Origin of the sequence: Streptomyces sp. RG80, assembly GCF_040446465.1 — a bacterium.
Taxonomy (GTDB): Bacteria; Actinomycetota; Actinomycetes; order Streptomycetales; family Streptomycetaceae; genus Streptomyces.
Genome location: NZ_JBEAAJ010000001.1, coordinates 1,068,972 through 1,091,858 on the forward strand (window position 1 = coordinate 1,068,972; position 22,887 = coordinate 1,091,858).

Sequence of the window (22,887 nt, forward strand, 5' to 3'; positions counted from 1 at the left end):
TGTGATGACCTACCGCATGCCCCCCGAGTGGGCCCCGCACGAACGCACCTGGATGGCCTGGCCCGGCCCCAACCCGACCTTCACCGATGACGAGGAGCTGGCCGTGGCCCGCGCCGCCTGGGCGAGCGTGGCCCGTGCCGTACGCCGCTTCGAGCCGGTGACCATGGTGCACGGCCCCGGTCAGGGCGAGTCGGCGCGCGAACTGCTCGGCCCGGGCGTCGAGTTGGTGGAGCGGGAGCTCGACGACGCGTGGATGCGCGACATCGGCCCGACGTTCGTCCAGGACCAGGAGGGCCGACTGGCCGCCGTGGACTGGGTGTTCAACGGCTGGGGCGGCCAGGACTGGGCGCGCTGGGAGCACGACTCCAAGATCGCCGCACAGGTGGCGGACCTGGCGGGCGTGGCGGTGCTCCCGTCACCGCTGGTCAACGAGGGCGGCGCGATCCACGTCGACGGCGAGGGCACGGTCCTGCTGACCGACACCGTCCAGCTCGGCGCCGACCGCAACCCCGACTGGACCCGCGAGCGGGTCGAGGCGGAGATCCACGCCAAGCTCGGCACCACCAAGGCGATCTGGCTCCCGCACGGCCTGGCCGGCGACTACGGCACGTACGGCACCCAGGGCCACGTCGACATCGTCGCGGCCTTCGCCGGGCCCGGCACCGTGGTCGTCCACAGCCAGCGGAACCCGGACCACCCCGACCATGCCCGCTCGCGGGAGTACGTCGAGATCCTGCGCGGACAGACGGACGCGAAGGGCCGGCGCCTGGAGGTGGTCGAGATCCCCGCGCCGACGGTCCTCAAGGACGAGGACGGGAAGTGGGTCGACTACTCCTACATCAACCACTACCTCTGCAACGGCGGCGTGGTGCTCTGCGCCTTCGACGACCCGAACGACGAACTCGCGGCCGGCATCTTCCGCCGGCTGTTCCCCGAGCGGACGGTGACGCTGGTGGACGCCCGTACCATTTTCGCGGGCGGTGGAGGCATCCACTGCATCACGCAGCAGCAGCCGAAGAGCTTGCGGCCGAAGAGCTAGGAGCCGACGAATGGCCGGTGCGCGCCGGAACGCGCCGCCGCGCGGGGACGTACTCGCCACCGCCATGGAGATGATCGCCGAGCGGGGTCTGGAGAAGCTCACCATGGCGGCCCTCGGCCGTGAGCTCGGCATGAGCAGCGGCCATCTCCTCTACTACTTCCACTCCAAGGACGAACTGCTGCTCCAGACCCTGGAGTGGAGCGAGGGACGGCTCGGCGCCGAGCGCGGCCGCCTCCTCACCCGTACCGCCACCGCCCGCGAACGGCTCGATGCGTACGTCGACCTGTACGTCCCGGTCGGTCACCGCGACCCCCACTGGACGCTGTGGCTCGAGGTCTGGAACCGCTCGCAGAACGCCGCCGACGACGCCCGCGAACGCCAGTCCGCGATCGAGGGCGCCTGGCACCGTGACCTGGTGGCACTGCTCGCGGAGGGCGTGTCGAGGGGAGAGTTCCGGACGATCGACCCGGACCGCGTCGCCGCCCGCCTACGGGCACTCCTCGACGGCTTCTCCATCCACGTGGCCATCGGCCTGCGCGGCACCGACCGAGCGCAGATTCTCGGCCACGTACGGGAGTTCCTGGACGAGAGCCTCCTCGCGGACGCGTGACCCCGAGCCCGGGTTGTACGCAATAAGGCCGATTGACCCTGTGACCCGCGGTGCGTTTGCCTCTTGGGGAGCCCTCGGCGCGGGGCCGGGGGAGAGCGTCCACGGGGAACACAGGGGGGAACATGTCGAGAGTCGTACGTGTGTCCAGCGTGTCCTTAGGTACGGCGTTGCTGCTCGCGTTCACCGGAACGACCGCCGGTGCCGAGCCGCACACGCCACGGGTGCACAGGGTCAGCACCGCCGTCGACGGCACCCAGGCCGACGGCGCCTCCACCGCCGCCACGACCACACCGAACGGCCGCTTCGTCGCGTTCCGTTCGTCGGCGACCAACTTGGTGCCCGAGGGGATCACCCACCCGGGCACCTACGCGTACATCCGGGACCTGAGAACGGGCGAGGTCACCAAGATCGAGGCCGCGCTGAGCACGCCCCGGCTCAGCGCCGACGGCCGCTGGGCGACGTACACCGACTGGGGCGTGCGCAAGATCAACGTCTTCCTGACCGACATGACCACCGGCACCAGAACCCGGGTCGGGGGCGACGCCCAGGACACCGCGGGGTCCCCGGACATCAGCGCGAACGGCCGCTACATCGCCTACACGTGGTCCGGGCACCCGCAGTTCCCGACCCGGATCGACGTCTACGACCGGGAGACCGGCACCCGCGAGACGGTCAGCGCGGGCCCCGCCGACTCCGCGCGGGACATGGGCAACGCGTCCATCAGCGGCGACGGCCGCCAGGTCGCCTACCAGGACAACGGCACCGGTGACGTCTGGGTCGCCGACCGCACCACCGGCACCCAGACCGAGGCCGACGACGGCACGCCGTCCACGGTGGTCCAGCTGAGCGCCGACGGCAGGGTCCTGGCGATGGACTCGGCGGACGGCTCGTATGTACGAGAGCTGCGCACCGGCCGCGTCCAGCACTTCCCCGGCGTCCGCGTCCTGGCCGTCAGCCCCGACGGACAACGGCTGCTGCTGCGCGACGGACAGTCGAACCTGACCCTGCGGAACCTGCACGGCGGACGCGAGACCCCCGTCGGCCACGGCTCCGCCGGCGAGCGGTCGGTCTCCGGCCACGGCCGCTCGGTCGTCTACGCCACCGAGGACCCGGATGTCGTCCCCGGTGACACCAACGGCGTGTACGACGTCTTCCAGTGGAGGTCACGCTGATGTCCCGCCTCTCAAGAGCCGTGCTGGGCACGGCGGTTGCGATCGGTCTCGCCTGGACCTCGATGGGCGCCGCGCACGCCGGCCCCCGGGAGTCGCGTACCGAGCGCGTGAGCACGGCCGCCGACGGCAGCCAGGCCGACGGGGAGTCGACGGGCTCCGCGATCAGTGCCGACGGCCGCAAGGTGGCGTTCACCTCCATCGCACCGAGCTTCGGCTGCGCGCGCTTCGACCGGTGCCTGCTCGTGAAGGACCTGGACGACGGCGGGCTCACCAAGATCGCCCTCGGCGGCGGCTACACCTACAGCTCACCCGTGCCGAGCGCCGACGGCAGCCGTATCGCCTTCTCCGCGGGCACCCGGTTCCTCGCGCCCTACCTGTACGACAGCGCCACCGGCCGTGCGGAGAAACTGTGGCCGCAGGACCCGCCCGGATTCAACGAGTTGGGCCGCGTGCAGTCGATCAGCCCGGACGGCACGCACATCGCGTACACCATCGGCAACCGCAACGGTGACGCGAACTTCCGGCTGCTGTACGTCCGTGACACGGTCACCGGTACCGACGAGCTGATCTCACCGGCCGAGGAGGGCGACAAGCCGTGGGCCTCGGTGAGCGGCGACGGCGAGCGGGTCGCGTACTCCGTCCACGGAAAGGGGACGCCGGAGGACCCGGTCGACCTCTTCGTCAAGGACCGGGCGACGGGCGAGCGCAGCCAGGTCGACAAGGGCTTCGGCCCCGCCTCCCTGATCCGCATCACCGCGGACGGCCGCCACGTCCTCTTCAACGCCGACAACGGTGTCTACAGCCGGGACCTCCGTACGGGCGACGCGCGGCGCGTGGCCGAGGGGACCGCCTCCTCGGTCACCGCGGACGGCCGGTACGCCGTCGTCGCGGGCGAGGACGGGGTGCGGGTGCGCGACCTGCGGACCGGGCTGCGCGGGGCCGCCCTCACGCCGGACGCCCAGCCCGGGGACGACGCGCTGAGCGCCGACGGGCGTGCGGTGACGTTCAGTTCGCGGGCGTCCCACCTGGTGCCGGGGGACACCAACGGCGAGTCCGACGTGTTCGTCTTCTCGGGCGCACTGAGGAAGAACCCGGCCCCGATGCCGTCCGTCACCGAGCGGATCAGCATGACGAGGGACGGTCAGCAGCGACCGGAGGCCTCGTACGACCCGGTGATGGGGGAGGGCAGGGTCGTCGCCTTCACCTCGGGTGACGACGTGTTCGTCAACGCGGCCGGCGGCCTCTCCCAGGTCGACTCCACCGACCAGGGGCCCTCGCGCGAGGGCACCCCCTGCTACAGCGGACGCATGGTCGGCTATACGGCCCCGTCCCAGACCGACGGCGGTCCGCAGGTCCATGTCCGCAACCGCTCGGTCGGCAAGCTGACCAGCATCGGCTCCTACCAGGGCGTCCGCTTCACCTGGATGGGTCAGCCCCAGGTCGACCCGACCTGCGCATGGCTGACCTACGCCGCCACACTGCCCGCCACCGACGCCGACCCGTCGCCCCAACCCCGCCTCTACCGCTTCAAGTTCAACGGCGGCGACATCGACGTGGTCAGCGCGCCCACGGACGAGCCTGCGGGCAACCCGTCCATCAACTACGACGGCCGGTACATCGCCTTCGAGCAGGGCGGCGAGGTCCGTGTCCGCGACCTGGACACCGGCACCCTGTCGACGCTCGGCGCGGGCTCGGCCCCGTCGATCAGCGCGGACGGCCGCAAGGTCGCCTTCCAACAGGGTGGCGAGGTGCGCGTACGCGACCTCGACACCGGTACGACCACCCGGATCAGGGGCACCCAGCCCTCGCTGTCCGGGAACGGCACGCACGTGGCCTACACCTCGCGCGGCGCCGTATACCTGCGGGAACTCGCCACCGGGAAGCGGCAGTTGATCAGCGTCGACCGCTGGGGCGGCCGCAACGACCTCCCGGCCCGGCATCCTTCCGTCAACGCCGACGGCACGGTCGTCGCCTTCGAGTCGGCGTCACCCGATCTGGTGGAAGGAGACACCAACGGGGTGTCGGACGCCTTCCTGCGGACAGTGCAATGACCAGCAGCAACCACTACGGGGGAACCATCATGTACAGCACCAAGCGAGTCCTGGCGCTCGCCGTCACCGTCGCCGCCACAGCGACCCTGACCGGCCAGGCCGCGAGCGCCGCGCCCAAGGCCCCGCGCACCGAGAAGGTGAGCGTGGCCCCGGACGGCACGGAGGCCGGCGGGTCCTCCGGCGACCAGAGCCTCAGCGCGGACGGCCGCTATGTGGCCTTCCGTTCCGACGCCGACAACCTGGTCGCCGGTGACACCGACGGCACCGCGGACGCCTTCGTCCGCGACCTGAAGACCGGCACCACCCGCCTGGCGAGCACCGCCGGGGACGGCAACGTCCTGAACGTCTCCCTGAGCGCGAACGGCCGGTATCTCGCGTACACCATCAACCCCACCTACAACACCGACGACAACCACATCTGGATCAAGGACCTGAAGACCGGCGCCGTCCAGGAGATCGACGACACCATCGCCCCCGGCTACGCGGGCATCTCCGGCCCCGCGCTCAGCGCCGACGGCCGCTACGTGGCCTTCGTCGCCCTGCGCACCAGCGACGAGGCACCGGATGGCGACCGGTCCAGCCGGATCTACCGCGTCGACCGTGTCACCGGCGAGCGGGTCCGCATCAGCCAGGTGCCGGGCGAGGGTGTCTGGAAGTCCGCCGGTACCCACCCGTCCATCAGCGCGGACGGCAGCCGGGTCGGCTACCAGCTCTTCGTCCCGTTCCCCACCAGCGGGGACTGGAGCGACGCCTACGTCCGTGACGTGCCGAGCGGCGAACTGATCCAGGTCGACAAGGCGCCGGACGGCAAGGTGTCCGACGGACACACCGAGTCCCCCCAGGTCAGCGCGGACGGCCGGTACGCGGTTTTCAACTCGCTGGACTCCCAGCTGACCCCGGGTGACACCAACGGCAGCCACAACGTCTTCGTGCGCAACCTGAAGACGGGATCGGTGAGCCGGATCGACGGCGCCGATCCGGCCGACTACACCGGCTACCCCCAGCTCAGCGCCGACAGCCGGCATCTGGCGTTCGAATCGGTCGGCCCGTCCTCTAACGAAGCGCGGCAGGTGTACGTACGCGATCTGATCACCGGCCGCACGGTGCTCGTCAGTGTCGCGGCGCGGGGAGGTCCGAGCGCCGACTCCGCTGGATCCCCGGTGATCGACCGGCACGGCCGTACCGTCGCCTTCAGCAGCTGGGCCAACGACCTCGTGCCCGAGGACGCCGGGCAGACCGGCTCGACCACCGACGTCTACGTACGCCACCTGAAGTGACCCACGTGAAGTGACCCACCGGGAGCGATCGACCGCATCCTGAGACGGACGGTGAGCGCGGGGGCGAGTTGTGCCAGACTGCCCCCGTGCTCTCGTTCGCCATGATTATTGGCAGCAGGCGCGCCGGTCCGCAGTGACCGCCACGTACGACCAGGTACGGGCGGACACCGTCGTCCTCGACCCGCGCGCAGACCTCTCGCACCCGCGAGGGGTTTTTCGCTTTTCTGGCCCACCCTCAGCCGGAGGCGAGAGCGCGAGGGACTATGTGGGGACGGTGGAGCCGGTCATTCCGGTACAGACCGAGATCCAATCCTCAGGAGCCTTGAGACCATGACCGCAACCAGCGAACTCGACGATTCGTTCCACGTCTTCGACACCACCCTGCGCGACGGCGCCCAGCGCGAGGGCATCAACCTCACCGTCGCGGACAAGCTGGCCATCGCACGGCACCTGGACGACTTCGGCGTGGGCTTCATCGAGGGCGGCTGGCCCGGCGCGAACCCGCGAGACACCGAGTTCTTCGCCCGCGCCCAGCAGGAGATCGAGTTCCGGCACGCCCAGCTGGTCGCCTTCGGCGCCACCCGCCGGGCCGGTGCCAAGGCGGCGGAGGACCCCCAGGTCAAGGCGCTGCTCGACTCGGGCGCCCCGGTGATCACGCTGGTCGCCAAGTCGCACGACCGGCATGTGGAGCTCGCCCTGCGCACCACGCTGGACGAGAACCTGGAGATGGTCCGCGACACGGTCTCGTACCTGGTCGGACAGGGCCGCCGGGTCTTCATCGACTGCGAGCACTTCTTCGACGGCTACCGCGCCAACCCCGAGTACGCGAAGGCGGTCGTCCGGACGGCCTCGGAGGCGGGCGCGTCCGTCGTCATCCTCTGCGACACCAACGGCGGCATGCTCCCGGCCCAGGTCCAGGCGGTCGTCTCGACGGTCCTCGCCGACACCGGCGCCCGTCTCGGCATCCACGCCCAGGACGACACCGGCTGCGCGGTCGCCAACACCCTCGCCGCGGTGGACGCGGGCGCGACCCACGTCCAGTGCACGGCGAACGGCTACGGCGAGCGGGTCGGCAACGCCAACCTCTTCCCGGTCGTCGCGGCCCTGGAGCTGAAGTACGGCAAGAAGGTCCTCCCCGAGGGCAGGCTGCGCGAGATGACGCGCATCTCCCACGCGATCGCGGAGGTAGTGAACCTCACCCCCTCCACGCACCAGCCCTACGTAGGCGTCTCGGCCTTCGCCCACAAGGCCGGCCTGCACGCCTCGGCGATCAAGGTCGACCCGGACCTGTACCAGCACATCGACCCCGAGCAGGTCGGCAACACCATGCGCATGCTGGTGTCCGACATGGCCGGCCGCGCCTCGATCGAGCTCAAGGGCAAGGAACTCGGCGTCGACCTGGGCGGCGACCGCGAACTGGTCGGCCGGGTCGTGGAGCGGGTCAAGGAGCGCGAGCTCAAGGGCTACACGTACGAGGCGGCGGACGCCTCCTTCGAGCTGCTCCTGCGCTCGGAGGTCGAGGGCAAGCCGCTGAGCTACTTCCAGGTCGAGTCCTGGCGCGCGATCGTCGAGGACCGCCCCGACGGCAGCCACGCCAACGAGGCCACGGTCAAGCTCTTCGCCAAGGGCGAGCGCATCGTCGCCACGGCGGAGGGCAACGGCCCCGTCAACGCCCTCGACCGCGCCCTGCGCGTAGCCCTCGAGAAGATCTACCCCCAGCTCGCCAAGCTCGACCTCGTCGACTACAAGGTCCGCATCCTGGAAGGCGTCCACGGCACCCAGTCCACGACCCGCGTCCTCATCTCCACGTCCGACGGCGCGGGGGAGTGGTCGACGGTGGGCGTCGCGGAGAACGTGATCGCGGCGTCCTGGCAGGCACTGGAGGACGCGTACACCTACGGTCTGCTGCGGGCCGGGGTGGAACCGGCGGAGTAGGCGAGCCGGAGGAAGACGGCCCAAGTACCGGGCGCCACGGTCAGGGTGGGCCCGGTGTTCTTGGAGTCACGGACGTGGATGGCGGAGGGCTGGGTGGCGACCTCGACGCAGTCGCCGCCCTGGCTGCCGCTGTAGCTGGACTTGAACCACTGAAGTGCGGTGCTCATCGGTCTCCTAGCAATCCGTGCAAGAAGCGCACGCTCTCATCCGGCGAGAGTGCCTGTGACCGCAGCATTCCATACTGGAGGTGATAGTCGCTGACGTCGTCGGGATCCTCGACGAGGAAGCTGGCGCGCTGGACTTCCAGGTAGATCAGGCGCTCGTGTTCGGGGGTTTCCAGCAGCACCATGGGGCCATCGAGGCAGGCGTGCGGAGCGAGATCCATCGGCACGATCTGAAAGCTCATATGGACAGGCTCGGTGTACTCCAGGATCTGCCGGAACTGCTCCCGCATCACCTCCGAACCGCCCACCTGCCGGCGCAGGATGCTCTCCTCCAGGATGAAGTGGCATACGGGCGGCCGCTCCCGCTGAAGGACCAACTGCCGTTCCATACGCGCACTGACCCACTGCTCGGCCGTCTCGCTGCCGATGGCCGGGTACCGGTAGCCGAAGACGGCACGGCAGTAGTCCCGCGTCTGGAGCAGTCCGGGAACCGCCAGGCTCTGGTACGACAGGATCCCGACCGCCTCCTGCTCATGATCCACCAACGACTGCGCGAACTGCACCACCTTCTCCCGCACCGGCATCTGCTCCACCAGCACCGCCAACACCCCACCCGTACCCAGCAGTTCATCGAACTGCTCCGCACGGTCCGGCTGAAGCGCGAGCCGCCCCTGCTCGATCGACCCCACCGTGTCCACGCTGATGCTCGCCCGCTCGGCGAGTTGTTCCTGGGTGAGGCGGGCCGTTCTCCGGCAGTGCGCCAGCAGTGCCCCCACCGCACGCCATGAACTGACCTTCTTGGGCTTCTTGGCCGTGTGCATGGCTGACCCTTTCCCCCGTCCGCGGCCCGACTCCTCGTAGCGGGCCCGTAGTAATCAGAACTACGACCTCACTCACCGCTTCACGATAGTCACTACGTGTGACAGTCGCCCCGTGAACCGTGGTGCCCTCTTGACGGCCCTCCGGGGCCTCAGTTAACTCACGGCGTGAGGTAAGTCATGAGTGGCCCACGAGAGCCAAGGGGAAGCTCCATGCGAAGAACCGCCCAGCTCGCCTCAGTCGCACTCTTAGCAACGTTGCTGCCGATGGCGGCCGCCCGGGCAGAGACCCAGGCCGACCCCGCCCCGGTCCCCGTCGACCGCTTCGAAGGCGAGGTGCCCTTCGCGAGCCCGCCCGCCGAGGGCATCTTCACCTGGGGCAGCGACAACGACGACCCGCCAACTCTCCGGCTCGCAGCCCGAGATGACGCCCCCGAGGGCGAAAAGGTCCTGTCCGGCACCTACGACATCAGCGGCTACGGCGGCTTCACCCACGACTTCGCCTTCGCCGAGCCCGCCCACGACTGGTCCGCCCGCAAGGGCATCCGGTTCTGGTGGGAGGGACAGGACAACGGCAAGAAGATCGCCTTCGAGCTCAAGGACGGAGGCGCCAACGGCGAGGCCTCCGAGCTGTGGACGACGTCCTTCACCGACGACTTCAGCGGCTGGAAACAGATCGAGATCCCCTTCACCGACTTCGCGTACCGCACCGACTACCAGCCCGTCGGCGGCATCGACCACATCCTCGGCCTCACCGAGATGTGGGGGTACGCCGTCACCCTGCCGGTCGGGGTCAAGGGTCAGTTCGCCATGGACGGCGTCGAGTTGTACGGCAAGGCCGACCAGTCGCTGCGCGCGAGCGTCCTGACCGACGCCGCCGTGTACCCGGTCAAGGAGGGCGGCACGGCCACCGTCGAGGTCACCCTCGCCACCACCGGCTCGGCCCCGGTCGACGAACCGGTGACCGTCGCCTACGAGACGACCGGCGGCACCGCCTCGGACACCGACTACACCCCGGTCAAGGGCGAGTTCACCTTCCCGGCGGGCACCGCGTCCGGCACCACCCGAACCCTCCGGGTGCCCACTCTCAGGGACAAGGCCGCCGAGAACGCCGAGACCATCCCGCTCAAGCTGACCGTCACCGGCGCCAAGCCTCCGGCGGAGACCCCGCAGATCGTCGTAGACGCGCACGGACTGCCGTATCTGAACGCGAAACTGCCCGTCAAACAGCGCGTGGCCGACCTCGTCTCCCGTATGACCCTCGCTGAGAAGGCCGGTCAGATGACCCAGGCCGAGCGCGGAGCCGTCGGGACCGGGACGGACATCGCGGCCTACGACCTGGGCTCGCTGCTCTCCGGCGGCGGATCGACGCCCACGCCCAACACCCCCGAAGCCTGGGCGAAGATGATCGACGGATTCCAACTCCGCGCCCAGGCGACCCGGTTCCAGATCCCCCTCATCTACGGCGTCGACGCCGTCCACGGCCACAACAACCTGGTCGGCGCCACCGTCATGCCCCACAACATCGGCATCGGGGCCACCCGCAACCCCCAACTCGCCCAGCGCACCGGCGCGGTGACCGCCGCCGAGGTCCGGGCCACCGGCATCCCCTGGGACTTCGCTCCCTGCCTCTGCGTCACCCGCGACGAACGCTGGGGTCGCTCGTACGAGTCCTTCGGTGAGGACCCGGCCCTCGTCGACTCCGTGGAGACGGTCATCCAGGGCCTCCAAGGCGCTGCTAACGGCAAGGACTTGAAGGACGGCGACAAGGTCCTCGCCACCGCCAAGCACTTCGTCGCCGACGGCGGCACCGAGTACGGCTCCTCCACCACCGGCACGTACACCATCGACCAGGGCGTCACCAAGGTCACCCGGCAGCAGCTGGAGGCCGTCCACCTGGCCCCGTACGAGACCGCCGTCGACCGCGGGGTGGGCACGGTCATGCCCTCGTACTCCTCGCTCGACCTGATCGGCGACGGACAGGGGCCCATCAAGATGCACGCCCGCGCCGACATGATCAACGGCGTGCTGAAGGGCCGTATGGACTTCGACGGCTTCGTGATCAGCGACTGGGACGGCATCGACCAGATCCCGGGCGACCGCGCCTCCGACGTCCGTACCTCGGTCAACGCGGGCCTCGACATGATCATGGTTCCGTACGCCTACAAGGACTTCCACACCACCCTCGTCGACGAGGCACGGGCCGGCCGGATCAGCGCCCAGCGCATCGACGACGCGGTCTCCCGCATCCTCACGCAGAAGTTCCGCCTCGGCCTCTTCGAGAAGCCGTACGCCGACACCAGCGGCGCCGCGGCCATCGGTTCCGCCGAGCACCGGGCCGTGGCGCGCCGCGCGGCCGCCGAGTCGCAGGTGCTGCTGAAGAACGCCGGCGGGCTGCTGCCGCTGAAGAAGTCCCAGAAGGTGTACGTCGCCGGGTCCAACGCCGACGACATCGGCAACCAGAGCGGCGGCTGGACCGTCACCTGGCAGGGCTCCTCCGGCGACATCACCCCCGGCACGACCATCCTGGAGGCCATGCGGAAGAACTCCGCGGACCTGACGTACTCCAAGGACGCGTCCGAACCGTTGAGCGGCTACGACGTCGGCGTGGTCGTCGTCGGCGAGACCCCCTACGCCGAGGGCATCGGAGACGTCGGCAACGGTCATGACCTGGAACTGAGCGCCGCCGACCGGGCGGCCGTCGACAAGGTCTGCGCGGCCATGAAGTGCGCGGTGCTGATGGTCTCCGGGCGGCCCCAGCTGATCGGCGACCGACTGGGCGCGATCGACTCGCTGGTCGCCTCCTGGCTACCGGGCACCGAGGGCGACGGCGTCGCCGACGTCCTCTACGGCAAGCGCCCCTTCACCGGCCAACTCCCCGTCACCTGGCCCAAGTCGGCGGCCCAGCTGCCGATCAACGTCGGCGACACGTCGTACGACCCGCAATTCCCGTACGGCTGGGGCCTGACGACCCTGACCAAGGTGCCCGAGGGCGGAGCCACGACCCTCAGGGCGCTCGGTGCCGCGGCGGCGGTCGCCGAGAAGGCCGGGGCCGACGAGGCGGGCCGGGCGATCGTGACCAAGGCACGGCTGATCGTCCAGCAGAAGAAGATCACGGCGGCGTCCGCCAAGCCCTTCGCCGACGCGGACCACCTGCTGCTCACCGGACGGTACGCGGCGGCCGTGGCGAAGCTGACGGAGGCCTACAAGGCGGCGACCGGCTGACCGACGACCGGCTCCGACGACCGGCTGAAGACGGCTGACGACCGGCTGAGGCTGTTTTGGGAGGCTTCGGGTAGCTTCGAAGTATGAAGTCCGTCCTACGGACCCGAAGCCTCCCAGGGCTGCTGGCGGCCCTGGCGCTCGCGGCCCTGACCGTACTGTGGGCGGTCCCCGCGCCCGCCTCCGCCGCAACGGACGTCTCCAGGATCGCCGAGGCGCTCCGCGAGAGCCCGGTCTACGTCGATCCGGCGGCCGCCGCGCAGCTGTCCTCCGGGGACGCCGCCGCGCTCGCCGAGCGGATCAAGGACGCGGACAAGGCCCTCTTCGTGGCGGTCCTGCCCGCCGACCAGCCCACCGAGAACCTGCTGCGGAACCTGCGCACCGCCACCGGGGTGACCGGCCTGTACGCGGTCCGGGTCGGTGACCGTTTCGACGCCGGGGCGGACTCCTCGGTCCTGCCCACGGCCGCCGTGCGCAACCTCGTCACCAGCGTCCAGGGCGAGAGCGACGCGAAGACCCAGCTCGACGACTTCACGGACCAGGCCCTGGCCAACATGGGCGGCTCGGCGCCCGCGAGCTGGGGCTCGTCCTCCGACGGCGGAGGCGTCCCGACGGGCGCGCTGGTGACGGCCGGCGCCGTGCTGGCGGCCGGCGGTGTGGGCGCGTACGCGCTGGTCCGCCGCAACCGCCGCCGCCACGCGGAGGAGCAGCGGGCCGCGCTGGAGAAGCTGCGGGTCGTGGTGGACGAGGACATCACCGCGTTCGGCGAGGAACTGGACCGCCTGGACTTCCACCCGGCTGAGCCAGGCGCGGACGACGCGATGCGCGAGGACTACGAGCACGCGCTGGACGCCTACGAGAAGGCGAAGTCGTTCATGGCGTCCGCCCAGCATCCGGAGGAGGTGCGCGCGGTCACCCAGTCCCTGGAGGACGGCCGCTTCTCCCTGGCCCGCCTGGCCGCACGCCGCGAAGGCCGCGCCCTGCCGGAGCGCCGCCCGCCCTGCTTCTTCGACCCACGCCACGGCCCGTCCACGACGGACGCGACCTGGACGCCGCCCAGCGGCTCCCCTCGGGAGGTCCCGGTCTGCGCGGCCGACGCGACCCGCCTCGCCGACGGCCGCGACCCGGTCATGCGCGAGGTCGACACCGACCTCGGCCGCCGCCCCTACTGGGACGCCGGCCCCGCCTACGGCCCCTGGGCCGGCGGCTACTTCGGCGGCGGCATCCTCCCCGGCCTCCTCATCGGCACCATGCTCGGCACCATGATGGCCACCCCCGCCTACGGCGCCGACTACGGCTCCGGCTACGGCGACTTCGGCACCGGCGGCTACGAGGGCGGCGACGTCTCGGGCGCCGACTTCAACTCCGACGACTTCAGCGGGGGGTTCGGGGGCGGGGACTTCGGCGGGGGCGGCGATTTCGGAGGGGGAGGCGACTTCGGCGGCGGAGGCTTCTGAGCAGCCCCCTGTCCGGCAGACCCGCCCGGGGCACGAACACGGGCCCGGCGCACCACACGCCGGACCCGCGGAAGGTCGTACGAGACGAGCCGCCCGTCAGAGACGTCAGAGAGAGGACGCCGCCGACGCGATCGCCGAGGCGAACGTCGACACCTCGCTGTACACACCGGGCGCGTTGGCCCGGGCGCAGCCGATGCCCCAGCTGACGATGCCGACCTGGATCCACGCGTTGTTGGCGTCCCGGCGGAACATCGGACCACCGGAGTCACCCTGACAGGTGTCGACGCCACCCGCCGTGAACCCGGCGCAGATCTCCTCGTTCGCGATGAGCCCGCTGTACCCGCTGTAGGTACGGCAGGTCGCGTCGCTCACGAACGGCACGTTGGCCTTGAGCATGTACCGCTGCTGAGCACCGCCCTCCCTGGCCGCACCCCACCCGGCGACGGTGAACGTCCCGGTGTTGTACTGCGTGTTCGTGGCGATCTTCAGCGTCGGCAGATTGATCGGCGAGGCGAGCTTGATGAGCGCCCAGTCCTTGCCGTCGCCGTTGTAGCCCGGTGCCTGGTAGACGTACGTCGACCTGACCTGGACCCGGCCGCTGGTGGACTGAAGGTCCACGACGCCGGCGGTCGCGGTGATGCTGGTGTTCGGTCCGGTACCGCTCACACAGTGCGCGGCGGTCAGCACGATCTGCTGCGTGTACAGCGCGCCGCCACAGCCCATGGAGAGCCGCACCATGAACGGGAACTCACCCTGAGCGGCCCGGGTGCCGCCGACGACGGGCGCGGGGGCGGCCTGCGCGGCCGAGACGGGCTGAAGACTGGCGATCGCGAGGGCGGCGGCGCCGAGAACCGCGCATCTCTTGAGAGCCGTGAGGAGTCTCTTCAACGTGATGCCTTCCGTGGGGGGTGGAAGTGCTCGAGATGTCGTGCGCATGCCAAACCGGCAGCAAAGAAACGCCCATCCGCTGGCATGGGCAGGTCAAATCTGTTGCTGGATTATGAGAACGCTGTGAGACACCGCACAAGGGGTGTGAATCAGCCAGGCTCCTGGCGGGTGTACTCAGAGGACAGAACCTGTCCTACTTCCCGTCTACGGTGCCCTCATGACCGCTCCGGAGCCCCTCGCCTTCGAGACCGCCGACGCCCTCGACACCTGGCTGGCCGCCCACCCCGCCCCGAAGGCAGGCGCAAGCCCCGGCCTCTGGGTGAAGGTCGCCAAGAAGGGCACCGGTGTCCCCTCGGTCACCGCCGCCGAGGTCAACGACATCGCCCTCTGCCACGGCTGGATCACCGGTCAGCGCAAGGGAGCCGACGCCGTGTACTACGTGCAGCGCATCACGCCCCGCAGGCCCGGAAGCCTCTGGTCGATGGTGAACGTGCGGCGCGTGGCGGAGCTGTCCGAGGCCGGCCGGATGCGCCCCGCCGGCCTCGCCGAGGTCGACGCGGCGAAGGCGGACGGACGCTGGGAGGCGGCGTACGAGTCGCAGCGCAACGCGGCGGTTCCGGACGAGCTGAGCGCGGCCCTGGAGGGGGATCCGCAGGCCGCGGCGGCCTTCGAGCGGCTGAACCGGACCGACCGCTACCTCGTCATGCTCGACCTTCTCCGTGCCCGGACCCCGCGGAGCCGCGCCGCTCAGGTCGCCCGCGTCCTGGAGGGACTGCGAGAGCGCCGGTGAGCCGAGAGGGGCTCACCGGCGCCGTCGCCGCGGACTCACGCGTTCTTGATCGCGGAGATGTCGAAGTTCAGCTTGATCTTGTCGGAGATCAGCACGCCACCCGTCTCCAGCGCGGCGTTCCAGGTCAGGCCCCACTCGGAGCGCTTGATCTCCGCCTTGCCCTCGAAGCCCACGCGCTCGTTGCCGAAGGGGTCCTTCGCGGCGCCGTTGAACTCGAGGTCGATGGTGAGCGGCTTGGTGGTGCCGAGGATGGTCAGGTCGCCGGTGATGCGGTAGTCCTCGTCGCCGAGGGCCTCCGCGGACGTGGACCGGAAGGTCATCGTCGGGAATTCCTCGATCTTGAAGAAGTCCGCGCTCTTCAGGTGACCGTCACGGTCGGCGGACCCGGTGTCGATGCTGTCCATCTTGACGTCGATGGACGCGGTCGACGCGGACGGGTCGCCGCCGTCCAGGTGCAGGGAGCCGCTGAAGTCCAGGAACTTGCCCTTGACGTTGGTGACCATCGCGTGGCGCACGGTGAAACCGATCGTGGAGTGCGCCGTGTCGATCGAGTAGCCGCCGGTCAGCGTGGTCAGGTCGAGGTTCGTCATGGTGTGCCCCTTGGGAGTGGTTGTTGAAGCTTGAACTACTCAACGGAAGTGACGGTAGACCTATTCCGTTCGACTTTCAACATCATCCGCAACGTGTTGGCCCGATCACACTCAGGTGGTAGATCCCCAGGGTGTGAACCCGTATCGCAGAGCCCTCGTCCGCCCCGCCCGCCGAGCGGTTCTCCTCGCCGCCGCGCTCCTCGCCACGACCGCCCCGAGCCCCCGCGACGCGGCCCCCGACCCCCCGGACCCCTACGACGCCCTGCGTCGGCGCTGGCTCGACATCGCCCTCGGCACCGGCTACGACCCGACCGCCGAGCCGTACGCGACCCGCCTCGCCGAGACCGGCACCCTGGCCCGAGCCTTCCGCGCGACCATGACCCCCACCGCGACCTCCCTCTGGCCCGGCCACCCCTACGACCCGCCGGCCGGCATCACCCAGAGCTACAGCCGCCTGTGGACCATGGCCCAGGCCTACGTCCAGCCGGGCACCGGCTCGACCGGCGACGAGGCCCTCCTCGCGGACGTCCTGCGCGGCCTCGACCATCTCTCCGCCACGATCTACCACCCCGGCACCACCCGCTACGGCAACTGGTGGGAATGGCAGATCGGCAGCCCCCGCCTCCTCATGGACCTCACGGCCGCCCTGCACGACCACCTCAGCGGCGCCCAGCGCGAAGCGGCCTGCGCCGCCGTCGACCACTTCATCCCCGACTCGATGCTCACCGAGTACTCCGGGACCTCCACCGGGGCCAACCGCGTCGACCTGTGCCGTTCCGTCGCCCTGCGCGGCATCCTCGGCCGGGCGCCCGCCAGGATCGCCCTCGCCCGCGACGCCCTCTCCCCGGTCTTCCCGTACGTCACACGGGGCGACGGCCTCTACGCCGACGGCTCGTTCGTCCAGCACACCTGGGTCGCCTACTCCGGCACCTACGGCCAGGTCCTCCTCGACGGCCTCGGCCGCCTCTTCGCCCTCCTGGCCGGCTCCGAGTGGGAGGTGACCGACCCGAACCGCCGGATCGTCCTCGACAGCGTCGAGCATGCCTACGCGCCCCTGATCCACGACGGCCTGATGATGGACAGCGTCAACGGCCGTGCCATCAGCCGGGGTTACCTCAAGAGCGACGACCGGCACGTGATGCGGAGCGACCACTTCCACGGCCAGGGGGTCATCGCCGCGATGGCCCTCCTCGCGGACGCGGCGAGCGAGGCGGAGCGGGAGCGCTGGTACGGCCGTATCAAGGGCTGGATCGAACGGGACGCCGTCGCACCGATCCTGACGGCTCGTCAGTTCACCACCGCCGAACTGGCCCGGCTCCACACCGTCGCCGAGTCAGCCGTCCCCGCCGCCCCTGATCCCGTCGGCCACCACCTCTTCGCCGCCATGGACCGGGCCGTCCACCGCCGCCCCGGCTTCGTCGCGAACATCGCCATGGCGAGCGACCGGATCGCGTCCTACGAGTGCGGCAACGGCGAGAACCCGCGCGGCTGGCACACCGGCGCCGGAATGCTCTCCTGGTGGGCGGCGGGCAACGGCGACCAGTACACGGACTGGTACTGGCCGACGGTCGACTGGTACCGCCTACCGGGCACGACGGTCTCCACGCGGCGCCTGCCCGACAAAGCCGGCGGCGAGTGGGGCGAGCCCAGACCCGACGTGCGCTGGGTCGGCGGCACCACCGACGGCGAGTACGCGGCGATCGGACAGCACCTGAAGGGCCTCGGCTCGACGCTCGTGGCCCGCAAGTCGTGGTTCTGCGCGGCGGACGCGGTGATCTGCCTGGGCGCCGGGATCACCTGCACCGACGGCGTCCCGGTCGAGACCGTCGTCGACAACCGCAACCTGGGGGAGGGCGGCACCCAGACCTTCGTACGGGGCCACGGCTGGGCGCACCTGGAGGGCCACGGCGGCTGGGTGCTGCCGTACGGCGAACCGCGCACCCTCCGCGAGGACCGCACCGGGGCCTGGGCGGACATCAACACCCTGAGCATGCCGGAGCGGGCCACCCGCCGCTGGCAGACCCTGTGGCTGGACCACGGCACGGACCCGACGGACGCGTCGTACGTCTATCTGCTGCTGCCCGGAGCGTCCCGCCGGGAGGTCGCCGCCCGTGCCGCCGACCGGCGCTGGCTGTCGGTCCTCGCCAACGACGAGGTGTGCCAGGCGGTCCGCGTCCCCTCGCTCGGCCTCACCGCGGCCAACTTCTGGCAGGCCGGCACCGCGGGCCCGCTCACCGCCTCCGCGGGCGCGAGCGTGCTGGTACGCCGCCGGGGCCGCACCGCCACCCTCTGCGTGAGCGAGCCGCCGCGCACCGGGGAGCCGCTGGAGACCACGTGGGAGCATCCGGTCGGCGCGGTGATCCGGGCCGACGACTCGGTCGAGATCCTCGCCACGGGCCGCCGTCTGCGCCTGCGCGTCACCCCTGGGAGGGCATGCGCCACGCGGACATGTGAGGTGACTCTCAGCTGACGGCTTTGTGTGATCTCTACAAGCGGGACGCCCTCTGAGCAGTCGGAACGGCTGCATGCCTTTGAGGTTCTGTTCAGGGGTACCAGGAAAACGGGCCGGAGACTGTACGGAGTCGACGGCCCGGTTTCCTTGTCGGGCTTCGTAAGGTCGCTACATGACCGTTTTGGATGACGCGCCGGGTGAGCCGACGGACGCACGCGGACGAGTGGCCGAGCTGCACGAGATCCGTGCGCAGGCGCTGGCCGGCCCCAGTGAGAGGGCGACCGAGGCGCAGCACGCCAAGGGCAAGCTGACCGCCCGGGAGCGCATCGAGCTGCTGCTGGACGCGGGTTCCTTCCAGGAGGTCGAGCAGCTGCGCCGGCACCGGGCGTCCGGGTTCGGTCTGGAGGCCAAGAAGCCGTTCACCGACGGTGTCGTCACCGGTTGGGGCACGGTCGAGGGCCGCACGGTCTTCGTGTACGCGCACGACTTCCGGATCTTCGGCGGCGCGCTGGGCGAGGCCCACGCCACGAAGATCCACAAGATCATGGACATGGCCATCGCGGCCGGCGCGCCCCTGGTGTCGCTGAACGACGGTGCCGGTGCCCGTATCCAGGAAGGCGTCTCGGCGCTGGCCGGGTACGGCGGCATCTTCCAGCGCAACACCAAGGCGAGCGGGGTGATCCCGCAGATCTCGGTGATGCTGGGCCCGTGCGCCGGTGGCGCGGCCTACTCGCCCGCCCTCACGGACTTCGTCTTCATGGTCCGCGAGACCTCCCAGATGTTCATCACCGGCCCGGACGTGGTCAAGGCCGTGACGGGCGAGGAGATCTCCCAGAACGGCCTGGGCGGCGCGGACGTGCACGCCGAGACCAGCGGTGTCTGTCACTTCGCGTACGACGACGAGGAGACCTGCATCGCGGAGGTGCGCTACCTCCTGTCGCTGCTCCCGCAGAACAACCGCGAGAACCCGCCCCGCGTGGAGGCCACCGACGCCGCGGACCGCCGCAGCGACGTCCTGCTCGACCTGGTTCCCGCGGACGGCAACCGGCCGTACGACATGGCCAAGGTGATCGAGGAGATCGTCGACGACGGCGAGTACCTGGAGGTCCACGAGCGCTGGGCGCGGAACATCATCTGCGCGCTGGCCCGCCTGGACGGCCAGGCCGTCGGCATCGTGGCGAACCAGCCCCAGTCCCTGGCCGGAGTGCTGGACATCGAGGCGAGCGAAAAAGCTGCGCGCTTTGTCCAGATGTGTGACGCTTTTAACATCCCGATCGTCACTTTCCTGGACGTCCCCGGGTTCCTTCCGGGCGTCGACCAGGAGCACGGCGGCATCATCCGCCACGGTGCGAAGCTGCTCTACGCGTACTGCAACGCCACCGTGCCGCGGATCTCGCTGATCCTGCGCAAGGCGTACGGAGGTGCCTACATCGTCATGGACAGCCAGTCCATCGGCGCTGACCTCACCTACGCGTGGCCGACGAACGAGATCGCCGTGATGGGCGCCGAGGGCGCCGCGAACGTCATCTTCCGCCGGCAGATCGCCGACGCGGAGGACCCCGAGGCCATGCGGGCCCGCATGGTCAAGGAGTACAAGTCCGAGCTCATGCACCCCTACTACGCGGCCGAGCGCGGCCTGGTGGACGACGTGATCGACCCGGCGGAGACCCGCGAGGTCCTCGTCAAGTCCCTGGCGATGCTCCAGTCCAAGCACGCCGACCTGCCCTCCCGCAAGCACGGCAACCCCCCGCAGTAACCCACAGGTACCGCTGCGGAAACCTCTCTCACGGAGACTGAGACCTATGAACTCCCCTGACATCCGCGTCGAGAAGGGCCACGCCGAGCCCGAGGAAGTCGCCGCCATCACGGCCATCCTCCTCGCCCGAGCCGCCGCCCAGCCGGCCGCAACCGACCAGCCCCACCACGGCCGCCCCAGGGCCGGCTGGCGCCGCCTGGAGCGCGAGGGCGGCTTCCGCGCCCCGCACAGCTGGCACTGACCCAAGCTCCGACGGCCCCGCTCTCCCTACCGGGAGGGCGGGGTTTCCGTTTCCCTGAACCACCGCGCCGCGAGCTCCAGCGCCACAGCGAGCGACGACACCTCACGTCGGAACCCGGCAGGCAGCATGGACACCCGGTAGCGGTCCTCGTCGAGCGGCATGATCTTCGCGAGCCCTGATTCGAACTCGAACGGTCGGCGGCACAGCATCAGGCTGCCGTGGCTCATGTCCGGGTAGAACGCCCGCAGTTCGGGGTGGGCGTGACCGGCGCTGAGCAACGGGCGATCGGGCAAGTGCCAGTCACTGCCCAGGAGTTCGCGCCACTTGGCAGCCGCCGGGTCACCGTCCTCGAACCCCTGTGCCAGCGCGCTCCAACTCATGAACGGGAACCGCTCGTTGAGCTCCCGAAGACGGGCGCCGCGGCGCCAGAGATCCGCCACCCGCACGGTCGCGACGAGGTCGTCCGTCCACCCCTCCGACCAGGCGAAGACGCGGTGCAGCGCGATCCGCACCTGGAACGTCCGCTCCGGGCGCGGGTACACGAAGACCGCACCGCGCTCGGCGTCCACCTCGGCACCGGTGTACTGCCCGGCCACGGCTCGGATCCGACCCAGATCGACACCCTCGGCCCGTGCGATTCGTTCCAGGTGCCGGACCAGCTCCGCCGCTTCGGCGGCCTGTCCGTCGGTCGTCATGACCCTCCGCCCTCGAATCCGGGTAGCAGAACGGCCCCCGCGTCTCCCGGGGGAGTCGCAGGGGCCGTCGCGCGTCGTTCCTAGCGGAGGCGTGCCATCAGGGCGTGTTCCACCAGCGTGATGAGCGCCGACTTGGCGTCCGCGCGGTGGCGGGCGTCCGTGGTGATGATCGGGGTGTCCGGGCCGATCTGAAGGGCCTCGCGGACCTCGTCCGGGTTGTACGGCTGGTTGCCGTCGAAGCCGTTGAGGGCGATCACGAACGGCAGGCCGCTGTTCTCGAAGTAGTCGACCGCGGGGAAGCAGTCGGCGAGGCGCCTCGTGTCGACGAGGACGATCGCGCCGATGGCGCCGCGCACCAGGTCGTCCCACATGAACCAGAAGCGGTCCTGACCGGGCGTACCGAAGAGGTACAGGATCAGGTCCTGGTCCAGGGTGATACGACCGAAGTCCATGGCCACCGTGGTGGTGGTCTTGTCTCCGGTGTGGGTGAGGTCGTCGATGCCCGCGGAAGCGGACGTCATGACGGCCTCGGTGCGCAGCGGGTTGATCTCCGAAACGGCCCCGACGAACGTGGTCTTGCCCACGCCGAAGCCACCCGCCACCACGATCTTCGCCGAGGTGGTGGAGCGGGAAGGACCGCCGCTAGAGCTTGCGAAGTCCACTGAGCACCCTTTCGAGCAGTGTCACGTCTGGCTGGCCGCCGGCGTTCTCGTCGCCGCCGGGCTGATGAATGGCGACCAGGCCCGCCTCCGCCAAGTCGGCGACGAGGATCCTGGCCACGCCGAGAGGGATGGTCAGCAGGGCCGAGACCTCGGCCACCGACTTGATCTCCCGGCAGAGGTTGCAGATCCGCTGATGCTCGGGCAGTTGGCCCTGCATCTGGTGCGGCTGCGCGGTGGTGTGCACCAGCGCCTCGATGGCGAGCTGGTAGCGGGGGCGCGTCCGGCCGCCGGTCATGGCGTACGGGCGCACCAAGGGGTTGTTCGACGCCCCTGCGGGCGCCGGCTCAGGGGCACGTCGCTGTGGCTGCACGGGCTGGATGCGCGGTGCCGACGGCTGGTCGTACGGCGAGGGGCCGGGGCCCTGGGGCGCGTACGGCTGCCGATGGCTCGGTGCGGAGGGGAAGTTGTAACGGTTCGGGTTCTGGCCGCCGTCGTTCTGGCCCTGGCCAGGGCCGTACGACCAATTACCAGATGAACCGCCTGGGGGTGTTGCCACTTTCTCTCCTCCTCCGACTGTGCCGGGCACCGCATCTCTGTGGAGCCGCGTCCCGAAACCTTACGGCCCCGGGACGCCAAAACGCACCGTCTGTCTGTCAGTTGAGCAGGCTGCCCTGGAGCTCCGCACGCAGATCGGGCGTCAGGACCGTACCGGCACGGTCCACCAGAAGGGCCATCTCGTACCCGATGAGGCCGATGTCCGCCTCCGGATGTGCGAGGACCGCGAGCGAGGAACCGTCGGATACGGACATGATGAAGAGGAATCCCCGCTCCATCTCCACAACCGTCTGGTTCACGGCGCCACCCTCGAAGATCCGCGAGGCACCCGCGGTCAGAGAGGTCAGACCGGAGGCGACGGCCGCAAGCTGGTCGGCACGGTCGCGCGGAAAGCCTTCGGACATCGCCAGAAGGAGTCCGTCGGCGGAGACCACCACCGTGTGGGACACCCCCGGGGTGTTGTCCACGAAGTTGGTGATCAACCAGTTCAGGTTCTGCGCCGCCTGGCTCATC

At 70.2% G+C, this 22,887-nt stretch carries 20 protein-coding genes; 12 read left to right on the forward strand and 8 right to left on the reverse strand.

The window, feature by feature from the left end:
- The first annotated feature begins 4 nt into the window (after positions 1-4).
- The 6 genes from ABKA17_RS04910 (at position 5) to cimA (ending at position 8,084) form a co-directional block, all read left to right on the forward strand.
- Positions 5-1,039, forward strand: coding sequence for an agmatine deiminase family protein (locus ABKA17_RS04910; RefSeq protein WP_353690570.1), 1,035 nt, complete (start codon positions 5-7; stop codon positions 1,037-1,039).
- Positions 1,040-1,049: 10 nt separating this feature from the next.
- Positions 1,050-1,649 (forward strand): TetR/AcrR family transcriptional regulator, encoded by a 600-nt coding sequence (locus ABKA17_RS04915; protein ID WP_353690571.1) that lies wholly within the window; start codon positions 1,050-1,052, stop codon positions 1,647-1,649.
- 140 nt (positions 1,650-1,789) lie between these two features.
- Positions 1,790-2,821 carry a protein TolB gene (locus ABKA17_RS04920; protein ID WP_353690572.1) on the forward strand — a complete coding sequence of 344 codons (1,032 nt, stop codon included), beginning with the start codon at positions 1,790-1,792 and terminating at the stop codon, positions 2,819-2,821.
- Entirely contained in the window at positions 2,821-4,872 is a 2,052-nt protein-coding gene (locus ABKA17_RS04925; RefSeq protein ID WP_353690573.1) for a hypothetical protein, read from the forward strand. Before ABKA17_RS04920 ends, ABKA17_RS04925 begins: the two co-directional genes overlap by 1 nt.
- On the forward strand, positions 4,869-6,149 hold the full coding sequence (locus ABKA17_RS04930) for a TolB family protein (RefSeq protein ID WP_353690574.1): 1,281 nt from the start codon (positions 4,869-4,871) through the stop codon (positions 6,147-6,149). The genes ABKA17_RS04925 and ABKA17_RS04930 overlap by 4 nt, the downstream gene beginning before the upstream one ends.
- Before the next feature lie 330 nt (positions 6,150-6,479).
- Entirely contained in the window at positions 6,480-8,084 is a 1,605-nt protein-coding gene (gene cimA / locus ABKA17_RS04935) for a citramalate synthase (RefSeq protein ID WP_353690575.1), read from the forward strand.
- Here cimA and ABKA17_RS04940 read toward each other — a convergent pair.
- Both ABKA17_RS04940 and ABKA17_RS04945 read right to left on the reverse strand, forming a co-directional pair.
- Positions 8,045-8,251: a DUF397 domain-containing protein gene (locus ABKA17_RS04940; protein WP_353690576.1), complete on the reverse strand. Its 207-nt coding sequence runs from the start codon at positions 8,249-8,251 to the stop codon at positions 8,045-8,047. The genes cimA and ABKA17_RS04940 overlap by 40 nt on opposite strands.
- Positions 8,248-9,069 (reverse strand): helix-turn-helix domain-containing protein, encoded by an 822-nt coding sequence (locus ABKA17_RS04945; RefSeq protein ID WP_353690577.1) that lies wholly within the window; start codon positions 9,067-9,069, stop codon positions 8,248-8,250. The genes ABKA17_RS04940 and ABKA17_RS04945 overlap by 4 nt, the downstream gene beginning before the upstream one ends.
- Positions 9,070-9,279: 210 nt before the next feature.
- On the opposite strand from ABKA17_RS04945, the gene ABKA17_RS04950 reads away from it, so the two are divergent.
- Entirely contained in the window at positions 9,280-12,291 is a 3,012-nt protein-coding gene (locus tag ABKA17_RS04950) for a glycoside hydrolase family 3 protein (protein WP_353690578.1), read from the forward strand.
- A gap of 83 nt (positions 12,292-12,374) precedes the next feature.
- Positions 12,375-13,745, forward strand: coding sequence for a hypothetical protein (locus ABKA17_RS04955; protein WP_353690579.1), 1,371 nt, complete (start codon positions 12,375-12,377; stop codon positions 13,743-13,745).
- A gap of 105 nt (positions 13,746-13,850) precedes the next feature.
- On the opposite strand, the gene ABKA17_RS04960 is transcribed toward ABKA17_RS04955, so the two are convergent.
- Positions 13,851-14,633, reverse strand: a complete 783-nt coding sequence (locus ABKA17_RS04960) for a serine protease (protein WP_353690580.1) — start codon at positions 14,631-14,633, stop codon at positions 13,851-13,853.
- 217 nt (positions 14,634-14,850) lie between these two features.
- Between ABKA17_RS04960 and ABKA17_RS04965 the strand changes: the two genes are divergently transcribed.
- Positions 14,851-15,423, forward strand: a complete 573-nt coding sequence (locus ABKA17_RS04965) for a YdeI/OmpD-associated family protein (RefSeq protein WP_353690581.1) — start codon at positions 14,851-14,853, stop codon at positions 15,421-15,423.
- 35 nt (positions 15,424-15,458) lie between these two features.
- Here the strand turns inward: ABKA17_RS04965 and ABKA17_RS04970 are convergent, their stop codons facing one another.
- Complete coding sequence (locus tag ABKA17_RS04970) at positions 15,459-16,013, reverse strand: YceI family protein (RefSeq protein ID WP_353690582.1); 555 nt, start codon at positions 16,011-16,013, stop codon at positions 15,459-15,461.
- Between the two features lie 133 nt (positions 16,014-16,146).
- On the opposite strand from ABKA17_RS04970, the gene ABKA17_RS04975 reads away from it, so the two are divergent.
- The 3 genes from ABKA17_RS04975 (at position 16,147) to ABKA17_RS04985 (ending at position 20,462) form a co-directional block, all read left to right on the forward strand.
- On the forward strand, positions 16,147-18,483 hold the full coding sequence (locus ABKA17_RS04975) for a polysaccharide lyase 8 family protein (protein WP_353690583.1): 2,337 nt from the start codon (positions 16,147-16,149) through the stop codon (positions 18,481-18,483).
- Positions 18,484-18,637: 154 nt separating this feature from the next.
- On the forward strand, positions 18,638-20,221 hold the full coding sequence (locus ABKA17_RS04980; protein ID WP_353690584.1) for an acyl-CoA carboxylase subunit beta: 1,584 nt from the start codon (positions 18,638-18,640) through the stop codon (positions 20,219-20,221).
- A 46-nt stretch (positions 20,222-20,267) separates the two neighbouring features.
- Positions 20,268-20,462, forward strand: coding sequence for an acyl-CoA carboxylase subunit epsilon (locus ABKA17_RS04985; RefSeq protein ID WP_353690585.1), 195 nt, complete (start codon positions 20,268-20,270; stop codon positions 20,460-20,462).
- A 26-nt stretch (positions 20,463-20,488) separates the two neighbouring features.
- Here ABKA17_RS04985 and ABKA17_RS04990 read toward each other — a convergent pair whose 3' ends face one another.
- The 4 genes from ABKA17_RS04990 to ABKA17_RS05005 all read right to left on the reverse strand — a co-directional run bounded on the left by ABKA17_RS04990 (position 20,489) and on the right by ABKA17_RS05005 (position 22,886).
- Positions 20,489-21,157, reverse strand: coding sequence for a DUF6193 family natural product biosynthesis protein (locus ABKA17_RS04990; protein ID WP_353690586.1), 669 nt, complete (start codon positions 21,155-21,157; stop codon positions 20,489-20,491).
- 80 nt (positions 21,158-21,237) lie between these two features.
- Positions 21,238-21,819 (reverse strand): GTP-binding protein, encoded by a 582-nt coding sequence (locus ABKA17_RS04995; protein WP_026248371.1) that lies wholly within the window; start codon positions 21,817-21,819, stop codon positions 21,238-21,240.
- A complete protein-coding gene (locus tag ABKA17_RS05000; protein ID WP_353690587.1) occupies positions 21,800-22,375 on the reverse strand; it encodes a DUF742 domain-containing protein in 576 nt (191 codons plus the stop codon). Before ABKA17_RS05000 ends, ABKA17_RS04995 begins: the two co-directional genes overlap by 20 nt.
- Positions 22,376-22,472: 97 nt before the next feature.
- Positions 22,473-22,886: a roadblock/LC7 domain-containing protein gene (locus ABKA17_RS05005; protein WP_003993185.1), complete on the reverse strand. Its 414-nt coding sequence runs from the start codon at positions 22,884-22,886 to the stop codon at positions 22,473-22,475.
- Between the last annotated feature and the right edge of the window lies 1 nt (position 22,887).